This window comes from Candidatus Methylomirabilota bacterium (genome assembly GCA_036001065.1).
Lineage (GTDB): Bacteria > Methylomirabilota > Methylomirabilia > Rokubacteriales > CSP1-6 > MNEF01.
In genome coordinates this window covers 1-15331 of the sequence record DASYUQ010000035.1, presented here as the reverse complement: position 1 = coordinate 15331, position 15331 = coordinate 1, and the positions used below count along the sequence as shown (strand labels likewise).

Genomic DNA, 15331 nt, shown 5'->3' with positions numbered 1-15331 from the left:
GCGGTGTTCAGGAGATGGTTCGACCGCAGCCAGCGTCTCTATAGGAGGACGTGGGTGCGCACGTACCCACGCTGGCCACGGCCGCTACCGACGCCGCGTTTCCGCACATTCCTCGCCAAAAGAATTTCGGATCGGGGCTAGTGGATGACGGAGACCGCGTCATTCGTGATCGACTGCGACTGGATGTACGGCTGCCGATCGCGCGCTGACCGGGCCGATGGTATCGTACGAGCACGGCGCGCGGCGCCGTAGCTCAGACGATGCGAATCGACATTCCCGACGCGACCCCGGCAACCCGTTCCGTGCGCTCGATCACGCTGCCGGCGGTGGCATGATCCGGGAGCGCCTGCGCGTGCCGCTCCACCGCTCGCGGAAGCACCGGATGATCGCCGGCGTGTGCGGCGGGATCGCCGAGTGGCTCGGCTGGGACCCGACGATCGTCCGCGTGCTCTACATCCTCGTGTCGATCGTGTCGATCGCCTTCCCCGGCATCCTCGTCTACCTGATTCTGTGGCTGGTCATCCCGCAGGCGCCACCTGAAATTTGATACAGATGGCATCAGATGTCCTCGCCCGGAACGAAGCCGATGTCAAGTCCGCTCTCGCTCTCACGCGATCCGGATGATGCCGGGCTCGACCGGCTTGAACCGGTCGGCGACTTCCGGGTCGTGACCGGCGACGATGAGCCGCTCGGCGCCGGCCAGGGCGTGGATCGTCTCGAAGGCCTGGAGCATCTCGGGCAGGCTGGTGATGATCTGGACGGGCTGGCGCGTCTCCACGTTGCGGTAGAAGTGCGAGGCGTCGGAGGTGAGGACGACGGTTCCGCGCTGGGTCTCGACGGTGACGATCTGGAGCCCCGCGGTGTGGCCGCCGACGCGGTGCACGCGGACGCCGGGCACCACCTGGCAGTCGCCCTCGATGATGCGGACGCGGTTCGCGTAGTTCAGCGTCACCAGCCGCGCCAGCGCCCCCGGGTTCGCCGATTGCCGAAAGGCCGGCGAGCGGCCGAAGGGCCCCGTCCAGAACGCCACCTCGTCCCTCTGGATCCAGTACTCCGCGCCGGGGAACAGGCTGTGCCCGGCCCAGTGGTCGTAGTGGAGGTGGGTGATGAGCGCGATGGGCACCTCGCCCGCCTTCACGCCCGCGCGCTCGACCATCGCCGCCGGGCTCACGTAGTTCCTGATACCGCGCTCCCGCGCGTCGTCGTCGAGGAACCCGGTGTCCACCAGGATCGGCTGGGGGCCGCCCAGGAGCAGCCAGACGTAATAGTGGAGCGTGATCGGCGCGTGCGACGCCTCGCGGTAGAAGAACTGGCAGGCCGTCGTGTCCCGCTCCCCGTACTTGAGCGCGTAGACCTCGTACATGCTAGGGGGCGTCCTGGGCGTGGCCGGCCAGCGGAGAGAGCAGCACGATTGCGGTCATCAACGCGAGCGTCTTACCCATGCCTGGTCTCCTGGAGCGAGGGATGTGCGGTTAAGATTCCCGGGTCACCTCGCTGGCGCCGAAGTGTACCGCATAATTGCGCCATCCTGAATCGCGCCATCGGAGAAAGGAGCGGCCCTTGAGCACACCGCCATCCGCATCGTCCGCCCGTCACGAGGTCCGGCAGGTCGCCCCCAAGCTCATCGAGCTCAGCGAGACGGTGCTGTACGCCGATGTCTGGGAGCGGCCCGGACTGTCCAAGCGCGACCGGAGCCTGGTCACGGTCGCGGCACTGAGTGCCATGTACCGCGCCGACCAGCTCCCCGTCCACATCGAGCGCGCGCTGGCCAACGGCGTCACCCGAGAGGAGATCGGCGAGCTCATCACCCACATCGCCTTCTATGCGGGCTGGCCGGCGGCCATGACCGCGGGCCGCATCGCCAAGAGGGTTTTCGACGGGAGCAAGCCATGAAGATCGGGTTCATCGGTCTCGGTACCATGGGGCGCCACATGGCCTCCAATCTGATCAAGGCGGGCCATGAGCTGGTGGTCCACGATGTGCGCCGGGAGGCGGCGGCGTCTCACCGTCAAGCTGGCGCGGGCTGGGCCGATACGCCGCGGGAGGTGGCCGAGGCGACGGAGGTGGTCTTTACATCGCTGCCGGGTCCCCCGGAGGTGGAGACGGTGGCGCTCGGCGAGCAGGGTCTGCTGGCGGGACTGGCGGCGGGCAAGGTGTACTTCGACCTCACGACCAACGCGCCCGCGCTCGTGCGCCGAATCCACGGGGTGTTCAAGGCACGCGGGATCCACATGCTGGACGCACCCGTGAGCGGCGGCCCCCGCGGGGCCGAGACGCGGCGGCTCGCCCTCTGGGTCGGGGGGGACGAGGCGGTCTTCGAGCGCCACCGGCCTGTGCTCCAGGCCATCGGCGACCAGCCCTATTACGTCGGCCCGATCGGCGCGGGCTCGGTCGCGAAGCTCGTCCACAACTGCGCGGGGTATGTCATCCAGACGGCGCTGGCCGAGGTCTTCACGCTGGGCGCCAAGGCGGGCGTCGATCCACTCGCGCTGTGGAAGGCGGTGCGCCAGGGCGCGGCCGGGCGGCGCCGGACATTCGACGGCCTGGTCGATCAGTTTCTGCCTGGCCGGTTCGAGCCGGCGGCGTTCACCTTGCGGCTGGCCCATAAGGACGTGACGCTGGCGACCGCCCTCGGCCGCGAGCACAAGGTGCCTATGCGTCTGGCCAATCTCGCGCTCGAAGAGCTGACCGAGGCGCTCAACCGGGGCTGGGGCGAGCGCGACTCGCGGGTCGCCATGCTCTTGCAGGAAGAGCGCGCGGGCGTCGAGATTCGTGTACCGGAGGTTGCGATCCGCCAAGTCATCGAGCTCGATAAGGGGCCGGAGCGGGCCGGAGGAGGATAGGTTCGACCCCGCAATTGACAAAGGGGCTGGGCCCAGGGTTACCATTCGCGTCTGCTTTGCTGAAGACCACTATCCTGAACGTCAATGACGACGGTCCCCGGCGATACGTCATCGGCCGCACCCTGCGGAGCGCCGGCCTCCAGGTCATCGAGGCCGAGACCGGACACGAGGCGCTCGAGCGCGTGGCGGCCGAGAAGCCGGCCGTGGTCATCCTCGACGTCAAGCTGCCCGACCTCAGCGGCTTCGAGGTCTGTCGCCGCATCAAGACCGACGCGGCCACCGCCTCCACGCTGGTGCTGCTCCTGTCGGCCGTGCTGACCGAGGACGCCGACAAGGTGCACGGCCTCGAGCACGGCGCGGACGCCTATCTGACCGAGCCCTTCGACGCGTCGGTATTCACCGCCACCGTGAAGGCGTTGCTCCGTATCGGTCAGGCCGAGGCGGCGCTTCGCGAGTCCGAGCTGAGCCACCGCCTGCTCTTCGAAAGTCATCCGTTGCCCGCCTGGGTCCTGGATGTGGAGACGCTGGCGATCATCGCGGTCAACGACGCCGCCGTTCAGCATTATGGCTACTCGCGCGGGGAGTTCCTCGCCATGTCGTTGAAGGACCTTCTGATCCCCCAGGACCCCCCGATCTCGAGCGCGAAGCTCGCCGGTCGGGCCCGGGGACTGGACGATGTGGGCGTCGGGCACTGCGTCAAGAGGGACGGCGCCGTCGTCGAGGTGGAGGTCAAGACCCGCGGGCTGACGTTCGCGGGAGGACCGGCGCGGCTCGTCGTGGCCGACGACATCACCGAGCGCCGGCGGCTGGAGGCCGAGCGGGTCGAGCTCCTCGCCCGGAATCGGGCCGAGGAAGCCGCCCGGGCGCTCGTCGAAATCGGGCGGCAGCTCATGACGACGTTCGACCTCGGTGAGATGACCGATCTGATCGTGTCCGCCTTGCTCGGCGTCTTCCGCGTCCGCCGGGCGGCTCTCTTCGTGCTCGACGCCGCGTCGGAGACCCTGACCTGCATGGCCGGAGCCGGCGAGGGGGACCCGGCGAAGTGGGTCGGGCGGGTCGTGCGTCTCGGCGATGGCCTCGCCGGCCGGGCGGCCGCCGAGCGCCGGCCGATGTGGTCGGCGGACCTGTTCGACGACCCGCAGTTCACATTTCCCGAGTCGGCGCTGGCTCATGTGCTCGAGCCGGACTGTCGGGCCTGGGCCTGCGTGCCACTCGTCGCCCAGGAAGAGGGGTTGGGAGCGTTGACCCTGGGGGATACGACCGGCCGCATGTTTCGCGAGGACGAGATGCAGCTCCTGGCCGCCTTCGCCGGCCAGGCGGCGCTCGCGCTGCGGAACGCCCGGCTGTACGAGGAGGTCCGGAGCTCCCGGGAGCGGTTGCACGTGCTGTCCCGGCGGTTGCTGGAGGTCCAAGAGGCCGAGCACCGCTACCTCGCTCGCGAGCTGCACGACGAGATGGGGCAGGCGCTCAGCGCCGTGAAGATCGATCTCGAGACCCTGAGAAGCCTGCCCGACGCGGGCGCCCTGACACCTTCTCTCGAGGAGAGTATTGCGCTCGTGGAGCGCCTGCTCCAACAGATCCGCAATCTCTCCCTCGATCTCCGCCCGTCACTCCTCGATGACTTTGGTCTGGTGGCCGCGCTCCGATGGTACGTCGACCGCCAGGCCCGGCGGGCGGGGTTTACGGCGAGCGTCGAGTGCGACGTGGGCGAACGCCGTTTCCGGCCGGAGGTGGAGACGGCGTGCTTTCGCGTGGCCCAGGCGGCGGTGACGAACGTCGTTCGCCATGCCCGGGCCCAGCACCTCACCGTCGAGCTCCGCCATCGGGACGCCGGCCTGGAGCTCGTCGTGCGCGACGACGGCGCCGGGTTCGACACGAGGGCCGCCCGGGAGGGCGCCAGGCGGGGAGAAAGCCTCGGCCTGCTGGCGATGGAAGAGCGCGTGTTCCTGCTCGACGGCTCGATCGCCATCGAGTCGGTGCCCGGCCACGGGACCGAAGTACGGGCGCGCTTCCCCCTGAGGACCGCGACGTCGTGAAAGCGATCCGCGTCCTGCTGGCCGATGACCACCGGCTCTTCCGAGCCGGCCTGCGCAAGCTGCTCCAGGGCTTCGAAGGGGTCGAAGTCGTCGCGGAGGCGATCGACGGCCACGAGGCGTTTCGGCTGGCGGCGGAGCACCGTCCCCACGTGCTTCTCATGGACATCGCCATGCCGGGCCTGAACGGTGTGGAGGCGACGGCGCGGATCGCCAAGGAGCTTCCCCAGACCCGGGTCATCATGCTGTCCATGCACGCCAGCGAGGAATACGTCCTGAGAGCTCTGCGGGCTGGCGCCTCGGGATATTTGCTGAAGGACGCCGGTCCGGCGGAGCTGGAGAGCGCGGTGCGGACCGTCGCCAGGGGTGACGCCTACCTGAGCCCCACCGTGTCACGGCATGTCGTCGACGACTACGCCCGCCGCGTGTCGAGCGAGGCGGGGCCGCTCGAGCGCCTGACGCCACGGCAGCGGGAAATCCTCCAACTGCTCGCCGAAGGTCACCCGACCAAGGCCATCGCCGGCAAGCTGAACCTCAGCGTCAAGACGGTGGAGACGCACCGGGCGCAGTTGATGGATCGCCTCGACGTCCACGACGTCGCGGGCCTGGTCCGGTTCGCGATCCGCACGGGCCTCGTCCGACCCGAGGCCTGACGCCCGGCGGTTTCCCGACCGCGATCTCGGGGTCACCCCGAGCCCGGCCGCCGGCCCTTCCGTGGTGTTTTTCAGGCCGGGCCCGATGGCACCGCCGCCCTCCCCTCCGTACGCTGGCCTTCTCGCGATGGATCATCTCTACCTCCTGTTCGTGGATGACAACGAGGAGTTCCTGGCCTCGGCGACGCGGTTCGTTTCTGCGACCACCGACATCACCGTCGTCGGCTGGGCGCGCTCGGCTGAGGAGGCGATCGAAAAGGCGAACAGGCTGCGTCCCCATCTCGTCCTGACGGACCTCGCTCTCCCCGGAATGAACGGCCTCGAGCTCGCGCGCCGCCTCAAAGCCCTGCCGGGCGCGCCGCGGGTGATCCTCCTGACGCTCGACAACGAGAGCGTCGATGGCCGCGCGCTGGCGGCGGGGGCGGGGCTCGATGGCGTGGTGGCGAAGTCCAAGTTCGGCTCGACCCTGCTCCCGCTGGTCTTCGCCTTGTTTCCGTCGCGGCGGTCCGAGCGGGCGGCGGAAGCCTGAAAGATCTACATGAGGATAGTAGGCAAACTTTTTCACGGCCTTTCTTTCTCCCGGCCCCCCCGGGTATAGTTCCGATTCCCACGGGCTGGCGGCGATCGTCGATGCGCCGGCCAGCCGCGCACTGGAACAGAGCTGGCGTCCACGCCTGACCCAAGCGCACGCCGCGAGGCGGAGGAGAATACGATGACGAAGATCGGCACGAGTCGACTCCCGGAGATCCTCAAGAAGCGCGAGGCCGACATCCTGGCGGACTGGCTGGACCTGCAGCTTTCGAACGGCGCCGGGGGGGCCCGCATCGACGAAAGGGAGCTCCGCGAGCACTCGCGGACGTTCCTGGGGCTGCTCCGCGACGCCGCCCAGAATGGGAACCCGCAAGACCTCGGCGCGCCCGAATGGGCGAATACGCGGGAGCTGCTGGCGAGCATCTCCGGGTCGCGGGCGAAACAGGGGTTCACCCCGTCGGAGACGGCGATGTTCGTCTTCTCGCTGAAGCAGCCCGTCTTCAAGCGGTTGCGGGAGGAGCTGGGACGGGACGCCGACGCGCTGGCCGAGGAGGTCTGGGCGGTGACGGTCCTGCTCGACCAGCTGGGGCTCTGGACGGTCGAGGTCTACCAGAAGAGCCGCGAGGAGATCATCGGCCAGCAGCAGCGGGAGATGCTGGAGCTGTCCACGCCCGTGGTCCAGCTCTGGGAGGGCGTCCTGGCCCTGCCGCTCATCGGGACCCTCGACAGCACCCGCACCCAGGTCGTGATGGAAAGCCTGCTGCAGAGGATCGTCGAGACCGGCGCGGCCATCGCCGTCATCGACATCACGGGCGTGCCGACCGTGGACACGCTGGTCGCTCAGCACCTGCTCAAGACGGTGGCCGCCGCGCGGCTGATGGGCGCCGATTGCATCATCAGCGGCATCCGCCCACAGATCGCGCAGGCCATCGTCCACCTGGGAGTCGAGCTGGGCAACGTGACCACCAAGGCGACGCTGGCCGACGCCTTCCTGGTCGCCCTGCAACGGACCGGCGCCAGCATCACCCGCCCGCAGCCCCGGACATCATCCTGATGACGGAACAGGGGACCATCATGGAACGGATTCCCATCCTCAAGATGGGCGATTACCTCCTGGTCACCATTCAAGTGGACATGCATGACCGGCTGGCCATGACGCTCCAGGACGACCTCACCGAGCGCATCGTCAGGCACCATGCGCGCGGGGTGCTGATCGACATCTCGTCGCTGGAGGTGGTCGACTCCTTCATCGGCCGGATGCTGGGCAACATCGCGGGGATGTCGCGGGTGCTCGACGCCGAGACGGTGGTGGTCGGGATGCGACCGGCCGTGGCCATCACCCTGGTCGAGCTGGGGCTGCCTCTGCCCGGAGTGCGCACGGCCTTGAACGTGGAGAAGGGCATGGAGATGCTCCGGGCGTCGCTGCGGCGAGGGGTGAACGGGCATGGCCATCCTGAACCATGACGCGATGTCCATCCGCTCGTCCGAAGACGTCGTCCGGGTCCGGCAGACCGTACGGCAGTGGGCGATCGCGCTCAGTTTCAGCCTGGTCGATCAGACGAAGATCGTCACGGCCGCCAGCGAGCTGGCTCGCAACACGGTCGATCATGGGGGCGGGGGAACGGTGCGCCTGGAAGCGCTCAACGACGTCAACCGCCGTGGCCTCCGGTTGACGTTCGAAGACGAAGGGCCGGGGATCAAGGACGTCGAGCTGGCCATGAAGGAGGGCTTCACGACCGGGAGCGGCCTCGGCCTGGGCCTCAGCGGCGCCAAGAAACTCTCGAACGAGTTCGAGATCGTCTCCTACGTCGGCCAGGGCACGCGCGTCACCATCACGCGATGGAAGTAGGGATGGCGGATTGCCTCGCTCTGCCGATCGTGGAGCCGAGCCAGGTGGCGGCGGCGCGGCGTCTGTCCGTGGCGCTGGCCTCCCGCCGCGGCTTCGATGAGACCGAGGCCGGGAAGGTCGCCATCGTGGTGACCGAGCTGGCGACCAACGTGATCAAGCACGCGTCCGGCGGCGAGCTTCTCGTGCGCGGCGTCCCTCAGGATGGCATGGAGACGATCGAGGTGATGGCGCTGGACACGGGGCGAGGGATTCCCAACGTCGACCAGTGCCTGCGCGACGGGTATTCCACCGCGGGAACGCCGGGCAACGGCCTGGGCGCCATCATGCGGCTGGCCGGCCTCTTCGACATCCATACCGTGCCGGCCGTCGGCACGGCCGTGCTGGTGCGAGTGTTCGGGGGAAAGCCGCGCGCCGTTCCCTCGCCACCGCCTCTGGATATCGGAGCGGTGAGCGTGCCGAGGCCCGGCCAGGAGCTGTGCGGGGACGGCTGGGCGGCGGAGGAGCAGGCCGGGGGCGCGGCCATCGTGATCGTGGACGGCCTGGGCCATGGCGCCTCGGCGGCGGAGGCGGCCACCGCGGCGACGCAGGCCTTCCGCGACAACGCCGGCCTCGCTCCGGCCGCGAGGCTCCACTGCATTCATGGGGCGCTGAGAAGTACGCGGGGGGCGGCCGTGGCCGTGGCCGAGGTCGATCCGGATCACGGCACGTTGCGGTTCTGCGGCGTCGGCAATATCTCGGGCACGGTCCTGTCGGACCAGGGACCCCGCAAGATGGTCTCCCAGAACGGCACCGTGGGCCACGAGATGCGAAAGGTCAGCGAATTCACCTACCCGTGGCCGGAGAACGCGCTGCTCGTGCTCCACTCCGACGGCCTGAGCACGCACTGGAGTCTGGACGGATACCCGGGACTCTCCCGGCGGCGTCCGAGCCTCATTGCCGGCGTGCTGTACCGGGATTTCAAGCGGGGCCGCGACGACGTCACCGTGGTCGTCGCCAAAGGGGGTAAGCCCGAGGCATGAGCTGGCCCATCATCTCCCTGGGCATCAAGGACGAGCACGACGTGGTGGCGTCGCGCCAGCGGGCCCGGCAGGTGGCCGCCTTGCTGGGCTTCGACGCCGGCGAACAGACGCGAATCGCGACCGCGGTGTCGGAGATCGCGCGCAACGCCTTCCGCTACGGTCACGACGGCAAGGTGGACTTCATCGTCGAGGGGAAGACCGCCCCCCAGGTCCTGGTGGTCAGGATCAGCGATCAAGGGCCGGGGGTCACCGGCCTTCATCGGATTCTCTCTGGCCAGTATCGCTCGTCCACCGGCATGGGACTGGGCATCGTGGGCGCCCGGCGCCTCATGGATCAGTTCCACATCGAATCGGAGCCGGGCCGCGGCACCACGGTGTGGTTGAGGAAGATCTTCCCCAAGCACACGCCGCTGGTGTCCCCGCGGAGTCTGGCGAAGATCGCCGATGAGCTGGGACGGCAGACGCCCCGGACCCCCCTCGAGGAGATCCAGCAGCAGAACCAGGAGCTCCTGCGCACCCTCGACGAGCTGCGGACGCGACAGGAGGAGCTGGCCCGGCTGAACAGTGAGCTGGAAGACACCAACCGCGGCGTGGTGGCGCTCTACGCGGAGCTGGACGAGAAGGCCGACTATCTCCGGCGCGCCGACGAGATGAAGTCCCGCTTCCTCTCGAACATGAGCCACGAGTTCCGGACGCCGCTCAACTCCATCCTGGCCCTGTCCCGCCTGCTGCTGGAGCGGGCCGACGGGCCCCTCACGGGCGAGCAGGAAACGCAGGTCGGGTTCGTGCGGAAGGCGGCCGAGGATCTGTCCGAGCTGATCAACGACCTTCTCGACCTGGCCAAGGTCGAGGCGGGCAAAGTGGTCGTCCAGGCGGTCGAGTTCGAAGTGGCGAATCTCTTCGGTGCTCTGCGCGGGATGTTGCGCCCGCTGTTGTTGAACGACGCCGTGGCCCTCCTCTTCGAGGAGCCGCAGGGACTCCCGCCGCTCGTGACCGACGAGGGGAAGGTCTCGCAAATCTTGCGCAACTTCATCTCGAACGCCCTCAAGTTCACCGAGCGCGGTGAGGTCCGGGTCTCGGCGGCGATGACGCCCGCGGGCGACGCCGTGGTGTTTTCCGTCGCCGATACGGGCATCGGGATCGCCCCCCGGGATCAGCAGCGGATCTTCGAGGAGTTCAGCCAGCTCGACAGCCCGGTGCAGAAGAAGGTGAAGGGAACCGGCCTGGGCCTGCCGCTGACGAGAAAGCTCGCTCACCTGCTGGGCGGCCGGGTGGGGGTCGAGAGTACCCCAGGGGTGGGCGCGACGTTTTCCGCCCTCATTCCCCTCGTCTACCGAGAGCCGGTTTCGGCCGAGACTCCGGCGGCGGCCTGGCAGGCCGATCCCTCCCGGGTGCCGGTCCTGGTGGTGGAAGATGAGGCCGCCGACGCTCTGGTTCTGGAGAAGTTCCTCCGGGGGTCACGGTTTCAGGCGGTCATGGTACGAACCCTCCGGGAAGCCCGCGGGGCGCTGAGCACGGTGAAGCCCAAGGCCGTCGTCCTCGATATCCGGCTGAAGGGCGAAGAGGCCTGGGGCTTTCTGGCCGAGCTGAAAGGGACCGAGGAGACCAGGGGTCTCCCGGTCCTGGTCACCACGACCATCGAAGATCAGCAGAAGAGACTGTCACTCGGCTCCGACGCCTACGGGCTGAAGCCGATCCAGCGACGATGGCTGCTGGAGTCGCTCGATCTCCTGACCAGTGAGAGGCCCGGGGGTCGGATCCTCGTCATCGATGACGACGAAGTCTCTCGCTATCTCCTCCGGGGGCTGCTCGCGGAGACGCGCTGCGCCGTGGTGGAGGCCGCCACCGGCCCCGACGGGATTCGTCTGGCGCGGGAACAGCGCCCGGACGCGGTCCTCCTCGACCTCGTCATGCCGGGCATGACGGGCTTCGAGGTGCTGCAGCAGCTGAAGGCCGATCCCGCGACCGTCGATATCCCGGTCATCGTCGTGACCTCCAAGGTGCTCGAGGAAGAGGAGTATCGACGGCTCGCCCCCTCTACGGCGGCGATCCTTTCCAAGCACGCTGCCTCGCGGGAGGCCGCTGTCAGCGAGATGCGCCAGGCGCTGGCGCAAGCCGGGCTCGAGGGAAGGATGGGCGATGGTTGAGGCGCCGCGGGTCCTCATCGTGAACGTGGACGACTACGAGCCCGCCCGCTATGCGAGGACTCAGATCTTGTGCCAGGCCGGTTTCCAGGTCAAAGAAGCCTCGACGGGAAACGACGCGCTGAGGCTGGCGGCCTCGGAGCACCCGGCGGTCATCCTGCTCGACGTGAACCTGCCGGACATGAGCGGGTTCGAGGTCTGCCGGCGTCTCAAGGCCGACCCGGCGACATCCCTGGTGCCGATCCTCCATCTCTCGGCGACGTTCGTGAACGCAGTGTATCTGGCGTTGGGCCTGGAAGGCGGCGCCGACGGTTATCTGACCGAGCCCGTCGAGCCTCCGGTGTTGATCGCCACCGTGAACGCGCTGCTCCGGATGCGGCGGACCGAGGACGCCCTCCGCGCCGCAGCCCGGCGGTGGCAGACCACCTTCGACGCGATCAGCGAGGGGATCGCCATTCTGAACACGAGCGGGACGATCTTGCAGTGCAATGAAGCTTTCCTGAGGATCTTCGGACGGCCGCCCAGCGAGATCGTCGGCCGCCCCATCTGGGAGCTCTGGGACTTCCCACCGGAGCGGATGGAGCAGCTGTCGTTCTGGCGTTTACTCAAGAACCGGCAGCGGCAGACCCTGGACCTCTCGTTCGGCGATCGATGGTTCCAGGTGACGGTCGATCCGGTCGAGGACGATGGCCTGTTCATCGGCGCCGTGTATATCGTCTCCGACATCAACGAGCGCAAGCGGGCCGAAGAAGAACGCGTGGTCTTACTGGCCCGGGAGCAGACGGCCCGCGCCGAGGCCGAGGCGGCCAACCGCGCCAAGGACGAATTTCTGGCGACGCTCTCGCACGAGCTGCGGACGCCGCTGCAGTCCATGGTGGGCTGGACGCGGTTACTGCGCACGGGGATGCTCGACGAAGCAGCCAGAGACCACGCGCTCGAGGTCCTCGAACGCAACATCAAGTTGCAAGCCCAACTCATCGAGGACCTGCTCGACGTCTCGCGGATCATCGCCGGCGCGCTTCGTCTCGAAGCTCGTCCGGTCGATCTGGTGGAAGTGGTCACCGCGGCGATCGATTCGGTGCGTCCGGTGGCTGAGGCCAAGGGCGTGCGACTCGAGGCCGACCTGGCGGGCGGCGTGGGCTCGCTTCTGGGTGATCCGGCCCGCCTCCAGCAAGTCGTCTGGAATCTCCTGTCCAACGCCGTCAAGTTCACGCCCCCCGGCGGGTCCGTCGAGGTCCGGCTGGCCCGGGCGGAGTCCCAGATCCACCTGACGGTCACGGACACCGGCCAGGGAATCGGCCCCGAATTTCTCCCCTACGTCTTCGACCGTTTCCGCCAGGCCGAAAGTACGCCGTCGCGTTCGCACGGCGGCCTCGGGCTCGGGCTCGCCATCGCTCGTCACCTCGTCGAGCTGCACGGGGGCACGGTGCGGGCGGACAGTCGCGGGCCCGGCCGGGGCGCGACGTTCACGGTGAGCCTGCCCCTCCGGGCCGTTGGGCTCGGTGGCGACACGTGGTCGGCCGCACCGACGGAGAACGATCCGTTTCAGTCCGTGACCACGCTCGAAGGAGTCAACGTCCTCGTGGTCGACGACGAAGAAGACGCGGGCGTGTTGCTGACCACGGTCCTCGAACAGTGTGGCGCTCGCATCGCCGTGGCCAGCTCCGTCAGCGCGGCGTTGGAAGCCGTCGAGCGGCTACGGCCCGACGTGCTGGTCAGCGACATCGGGATCCCGGGCGAGGACGGGTACACGCTCATCAAGCGCGTGCGCGCGCTAGCGCCCGAGCAAGGAGGAAGCATCCCCGCCGTGGCGTTGACGGGCTACGCCCGGCCGGAGGATGCGGTGGAGGCGCTCCGGGCGGGGTTCCAGGTGCATCTCCCGAAGCCCGTCGAGCCTGCCGATCTGGTCCGGATGGTGGCCCAGCTCGTCCGCCGCCCGCGGAAGCCTTAACGCCTGGCGCCCGACCCCGCCCGCAGCTTGTCCTTGAACTGCTCGACGGTCAGCACCCAGGCGATCGAGCGCGACATCAGCTCGAGCGCCATCCAGTGGTGGTCCTTGCCGCGCATGCTGGCCACGCAGTCGGAGATCACGACGGTCTGGTAGCCCCGGTTGGAGGCGGAGAAGGCGGTGGAGTAGACGCAGGTGTCGGTGTTGACCCCGCTCAGCACCACCGTCTCGGCCCGGTACACGCGCCGCAGCAGGAAGTCGAGGTCGGTTTCGAGGAAGCCGTCGAGCGACTTCTTGGTCGTGACGTGGACGTCCTCGGGGGCGACCAGGATGGCCGGCACCTCGGCCTGCGGCGAGCCCTCCTGCCGGTCGGGAATGCGGCGGACGCCGGCCTGGGCGTTCTGGGAGAGCTGGTGCTTGAGATTGATCTGGAAGGTCTGGCCGGCCAGCACGCCGCGCTCGAGCTCGGCCGGGCGCCGCTTGACGTAGACGTGGACGACGGGCAGGCCCTCGCCCCGCGCGAAGTCCAGGAGGTCGCGGGCGTGCTTCATGACCCGCTCGGCCTCGTCGGCGGCCACCGGCGAGGAGGCGACCTCCAGATCGAGATAGTCGCGCTGCATGTCGACCGTGACGACCACCGTGCGGCGGGGCTCGATGGTGAGGAGCGTGTTCATTCGCTCCCGGTAGGCGCTACGGTCCTGGAACTCGACGGGGGGCTTCATGGCGCGTTCCTCCTCGGTGAGCGGGCTCGACCCGACCTTATATTGATGAGCGCCAGGGCCCAACGCAACTGCGATGGGGCGGCTGGCGCTCGGGCCCGGAACCTCGTACACTCTGGCCCGTGCCAGATCTCGCCAGAGGTGACATGACGTGAGGTTCCCGCTGGAGTCCGCCCCGCCCTCCGCGCTCGGCTTCGACCCCAAGGCCCTCGAGCGCCTGCGCGAGCTGCTCACGCGCCACATCGCGGAGGGGCGCTATCCGGGCGCGCAGATCGCCATCGCCCGCCGCGGCCGGCTCGCCCTCTTCACCACCATCGGCGACGCACGGCTCGAGCCCCAGCGGGTGGCGGCCCGCGACGACACCCTCTGGCTGCTCTACTCGAACACCAAGGTGATCACCGCCTGCGCCGTCTGGCTGCTGGCCGAGCGCGGGGCGCTCTCGTTCACCGACAAGGTGGCCAGTCACGTGCCCGGTTTCGAGGTCCACGGCAAGGGCGAGGTCACCATCCTCCAGCTCCTGACGCACCAGGGCGGCTTCCCCGGCGCGGAGGTCCCGCCGGAGGCCTGGGAGGATCATGACCTGCTCCGGCGGTGCGTCTGCAACTTCACCCTGGAATGGACGCCCGGCTCGCGCGTGCACTACCACGGCCGTGCCGCGCACTGGACGGCCGCCGTCCTGATCGAAGCCCTCACCAAGACCGACTACCGCGCCTTCATCCGCGAGAACATCATCGAGCCGCTCGGCCTCGGCGACGAGCTCTTCGTCGGCCTGCCGGAGTTGCAGCAGGCGCGGGCGGCCGACATGCACGAGCCGTCGGCCGACGGCGCCCACCAGGTCCGGCGCGCCGACGAGAACAACGCCGTGTTCCGCCGCGCCGGCGTCCCCAGCAGCGGCGGCTACGGCACGGCGCGGGCCCAGGCGGCCTTCTACCAGATGCTCGTGCAGGGCGGCACGCTGAGCGGCGTGCGCCTGCTCTCGCCGCGCATGGTCGCCTACGTCACGCGCAACTTCACCGGCGACCGCGTGGACGGCTACATGGGCATGCCGATGCACCGTGGCCTCGGCCCCCACTCGCGGGGGACCACCGAGGCCATCCGGGGTCTCGGCTCGCTCGCCTCGCCGCGCACGTTCGGACACGGCGGCGTGGGCTCCTCCTACTGCTGGGGCGATCCCGATTCGGGCGTGTCGTTCGCTTACATCACCAACAGCCGCGTGCCCGATCCCTGGCACAGTGCCCGGCTGGATCTGGTCAGCAACCTGGTCCACTCCGCCATCGAGTAGTGCGGCTCCGACGAACGTCGCCTCACTTCGTTCTCGGACTCACCCAGGCTCGCCTCGGGCCGCTGCGGCCCTGCGGCTTCGCACTCCCGCGCCGATCCTCACGTGGGCCTCGTGACGCTCGTTCGTCTGAGCCGCACCCGCAAGCCTGAGCCCGGGCAGGCGCCATCGATTAGCCCCGATCCGAAATAAGCTCGCAGGTGAAAGCGGCACATGGCCGCGAACATGGGCGGTGTTCAGGAGATGGTTCGACCGCAGCCAGCGCCTCTATAGGAAGACGTGGGTGCGCACGTACCCACCCTGGCCACGGCCG

At 68.8% G+C, this 15331-nt stretch carries 15 protein-coding genes; 13 read left to right on the top strand and 2 right to left on the bottom strand.

Annotation, left to right across the window (positions count from 1 at the left end; translation table 11 throughout):
* The first annotated feature begins 331 nt into the window (after positions 1 to 331).
* A complete protein-coding gene (locus tag VGV13_03340) occupies positions 332 to 547 on the top strand; it encodes a PspC domain-containing protein (GenBank protein ID HEV8640113.1) in 216 nt (71 codons plus the stop codon).
* Positions 548 to 607: 60 nt separating this feature from the next.
* Here VGV13_03340 and VGV13_03335 read toward each other — a convergent pair whose 3' ends face one another.
* Positions 608 to 1363, bottom strand: a complete 756-nt coding sequence (locus VGV13_03335; GenBank protein ID HEV8640112.1) for an N-acyl homoserine lactonase family protein — start codon at positions 1361 to 1363, stop codon at positions 608 to 610.
* Positions 1364 to 1560: 197 nt separating this feature from the next.
* Here VGV13_03335 and VGV13_03330 point away from each other — a divergent pair, with 197 nt between their 5' ends.
* From VGV13_03330 to VGV13_03280, 11 genes are all read left to right on the top strand, one after another.
* Positions 1561 to 1893: a carboxymuconolactone decarboxylase family protein gene (locus VGV13_03330; GenBank protein HEV8640111.1), complete on the top strand. Its 333-nt coding sequence runs from the start codon at positions 1561 to 1563 to the stop codon at positions 1891 to 1893.
* Complete coding sequence (locus VGV13_03325) at positions 1890 to 2843, top strand: NAD(P)-dependent oxidoreductase (protein ID HEV8640110.1); 954 nt, start codon at positions 1890 to 1892, stop codon at positions 2841 to 2843. Before VGV13_03330 ends, VGV13_03325 begins: the two co-directional genes overlap by 4 nt.
* 56 nt (positions 2844 to 2899) lie before the next feature.
* Complete coding sequence (locus VGV13_03320) at positions 2900 to 4879, top strand: response regulator (GenBank protein HEV8640109.1); 1980 nt, start codon at positions 2900 to 2902, stop codon at positions 4877 to 4879.
* Positions 4876 to 5529, top strand: coding sequence for a response regulator transcription factor (locus VGV13_03315; protein HEV8640108.1), 654 nt, complete (start codon positions 4876 to 4878; stop codon positions 5527 to 5529). The genes VGV13_03320 and VGV13_03315 overlap by 4 nt, the downstream gene beginning before the upstream one ends.
* Positions 5530 to 5656: 127 nt before the next feature.
* Entirely contained in the window at positions 5657 to 6058 is a 402-nt protein-coding gene (locus VGV13_03310) for a response regulator transcription factor (protein HEV8640107.1), read from the top strand.
* Positions 6059 to 6241: 183 nt separating this feature from the next.
* Positions 6242 to 7114: an STAS domain-containing protein gene (locus VGV13_03305; protein ID HEV8640106.1), complete on the top strand. Its 873-nt coding sequence runs from the start codon at positions 6242 to 6244 to the stop codon at positions 7112 to 7114.
* 20 nt (positions 7115 to 7134) lie between these two features.
* Positions 7135 to 7524: an STAS domain-containing protein gene (locus VGV13_03300; protein ID HEV8640105.1), complete on the top strand. Its 390-nt coding sequence runs from the start codon at positions 7135 to 7137 to the stop codon at positions 7522 to 7524.
* Positions 7505 to 7909, top strand: coding sequence for an anti-sigma regulatory factor (locus tag VGV13_03295; protein ID HEV8640104.1), 405 nt, complete (start codon positions 7505 to 7507; stop codon positions 7907 to 7909). Before VGV13_03300 ends, VGV13_03295 begins: the two co-directional genes overlap by 20 nt.
* Positions 7910 to 7911: 2 nt before the next feature.
* Positions 7912 to 8928, top strand: a complete 1017-nt coding sequence (locus VGV13_03290) for an ATP-binding SpoIIE family protein phosphatase (protein ID HEV8640103.1) — start codon at positions 7912 to 7914, stop codon at positions 8926 to 8928.
* Positions 8925 to 11075: an ATP-binding protein gene (locus VGV13_03285; GenBank protein HEV8640102.1), complete on the top strand. Its 2151-nt coding sequence runs from the start codon at positions 8925 to 8927 to the stop codon at positions 11073 to 11075. Before VGV13_03290 ends, VGV13_03285 begins: the two co-directional genes overlap by 4 nt.
* The gene (locus VGV13_03280) at positions 11068 to 13023 is read left to right on the top strand and encodes a response regulator (GenBank protein ID HEV8640101.1); all 1956 of its coding nucleotides are present in this window, start codon (positions 11068 to 11070) and stop codon (positions 13021 to 13023) included. The genes VGV13_03285 and VGV13_03280 overlap by 8 nt, the downstream gene beginning before the upstream one ends.
* Here the strand turns inward: VGV13_03280 and VGV13_03275 are convergent.
* Complete coding sequence (locus VGV13_03275) at positions 13020 to 13742, bottom strand: cysteine hydrolase (GenBank protein ID HEV8640100.1); 723 nt, start codon at positions 13740 to 13742, stop codon at positions 13020 to 13022. The genes VGV13_03280 and VGV13_03275 overlap by 4 nt on opposite strands.
* 148 nt (positions 13743 to 13890) lie before the next feature.
* Between VGV13_03275 and VGV13_03270 the strand changes: the two genes are divergently transcribed.
* Positions 13891 to 15021, top strand: coding sequence for a serine hydrolase domain-containing protein (locus VGV13_03270; GenBank protein HEV8640099.1), 1131 nt, complete (start codon positions 13891 to 13893; stop codon positions 15019 to 15021).
* The last annotated feature ends 310 nt before the right edge of the window (positions 15022 to 15331 follow it).

Excerpts from the sequence above, each read along its gene's own strand:
- VGV13_03340 (HEV8640113.1), top strand. The coding sequence starts at position 332 with ATGATCCGGGAGCGCCTGCGCGTGCCGCTCCACCGCTCGCGGAAGCAC.
- VGV13_03335 (HEV8640112.1), bottom strand. The coding sequence starts at position 1,363 with ATGTACGAGGTCTACGCGCTCAAGTACGGGGAGCGGGACACGACGGCC.
- VGV13_03325 (HEV8640110.1), top strand. The coding sequence starts at position 1,890 with ATGAAGATCGGGTTCATCGGTCTCGGTACCATGGGGCGCCACATGGCC.
- VGV13_03310 (HEV8640107.1), top strand. The coding sequence starts at position 5,657 with ATGGATCATCTCTACCTCCTGTTCGTGGATGACAACGAGGAGTTCCTG.
- VGV13_03305 (HEV8640106.1), top strand. The coding sequence starts at position 6,242 with ATGACGAAGATCGGCACGAGTCGACTCCCGGAGATCCTCAAGAAGCGC.
- VGV13_03300 (HEV8640105.1), top strand. The coding sequence starts at position 7,135 with ATGGAACGGATTCCCATCCTCAAGATGGGCGATTACCTCCTGGTCACC.
- VGV13_03295 (HEV8640104.1), top strand. The coding sequence starts at position 7,505 with ATGGCCATCCTGAACCATGACGCGATGTCCATCCGCTCGTCCGAAGAC.
- VGV13_03290 (HEV8640103.1), top strand. The coding sequence starts at position 7,912 with ATGGCGGATTGCCTCGCTCTGCCGATCGTGGAGCCGAGCCAGGTGGCG.
- VGV13_03285 (HEV8640102.1), top strand. The coding sequence starts at position 8,925 with ATGAGCTGGCCCATCATCTCCCTGGGCATCAAGGACGAGCACGACGTG.
- VGV13_03280 (HEV8640101.1), top strand. The coding sequence starts at position 11,068 with ATGGTTGAGGCGCCGCGGGTCCTCATCGTGAACGTGGACGACTACGAG.
- VGV13_03275 (HEV8640100.1), bottom strand. The coding sequence starts at position 13,742 with ATGAAGCCCCCCGTCGAGTTCCAGGACCGTAGCGCCTACCGGGAGCGA.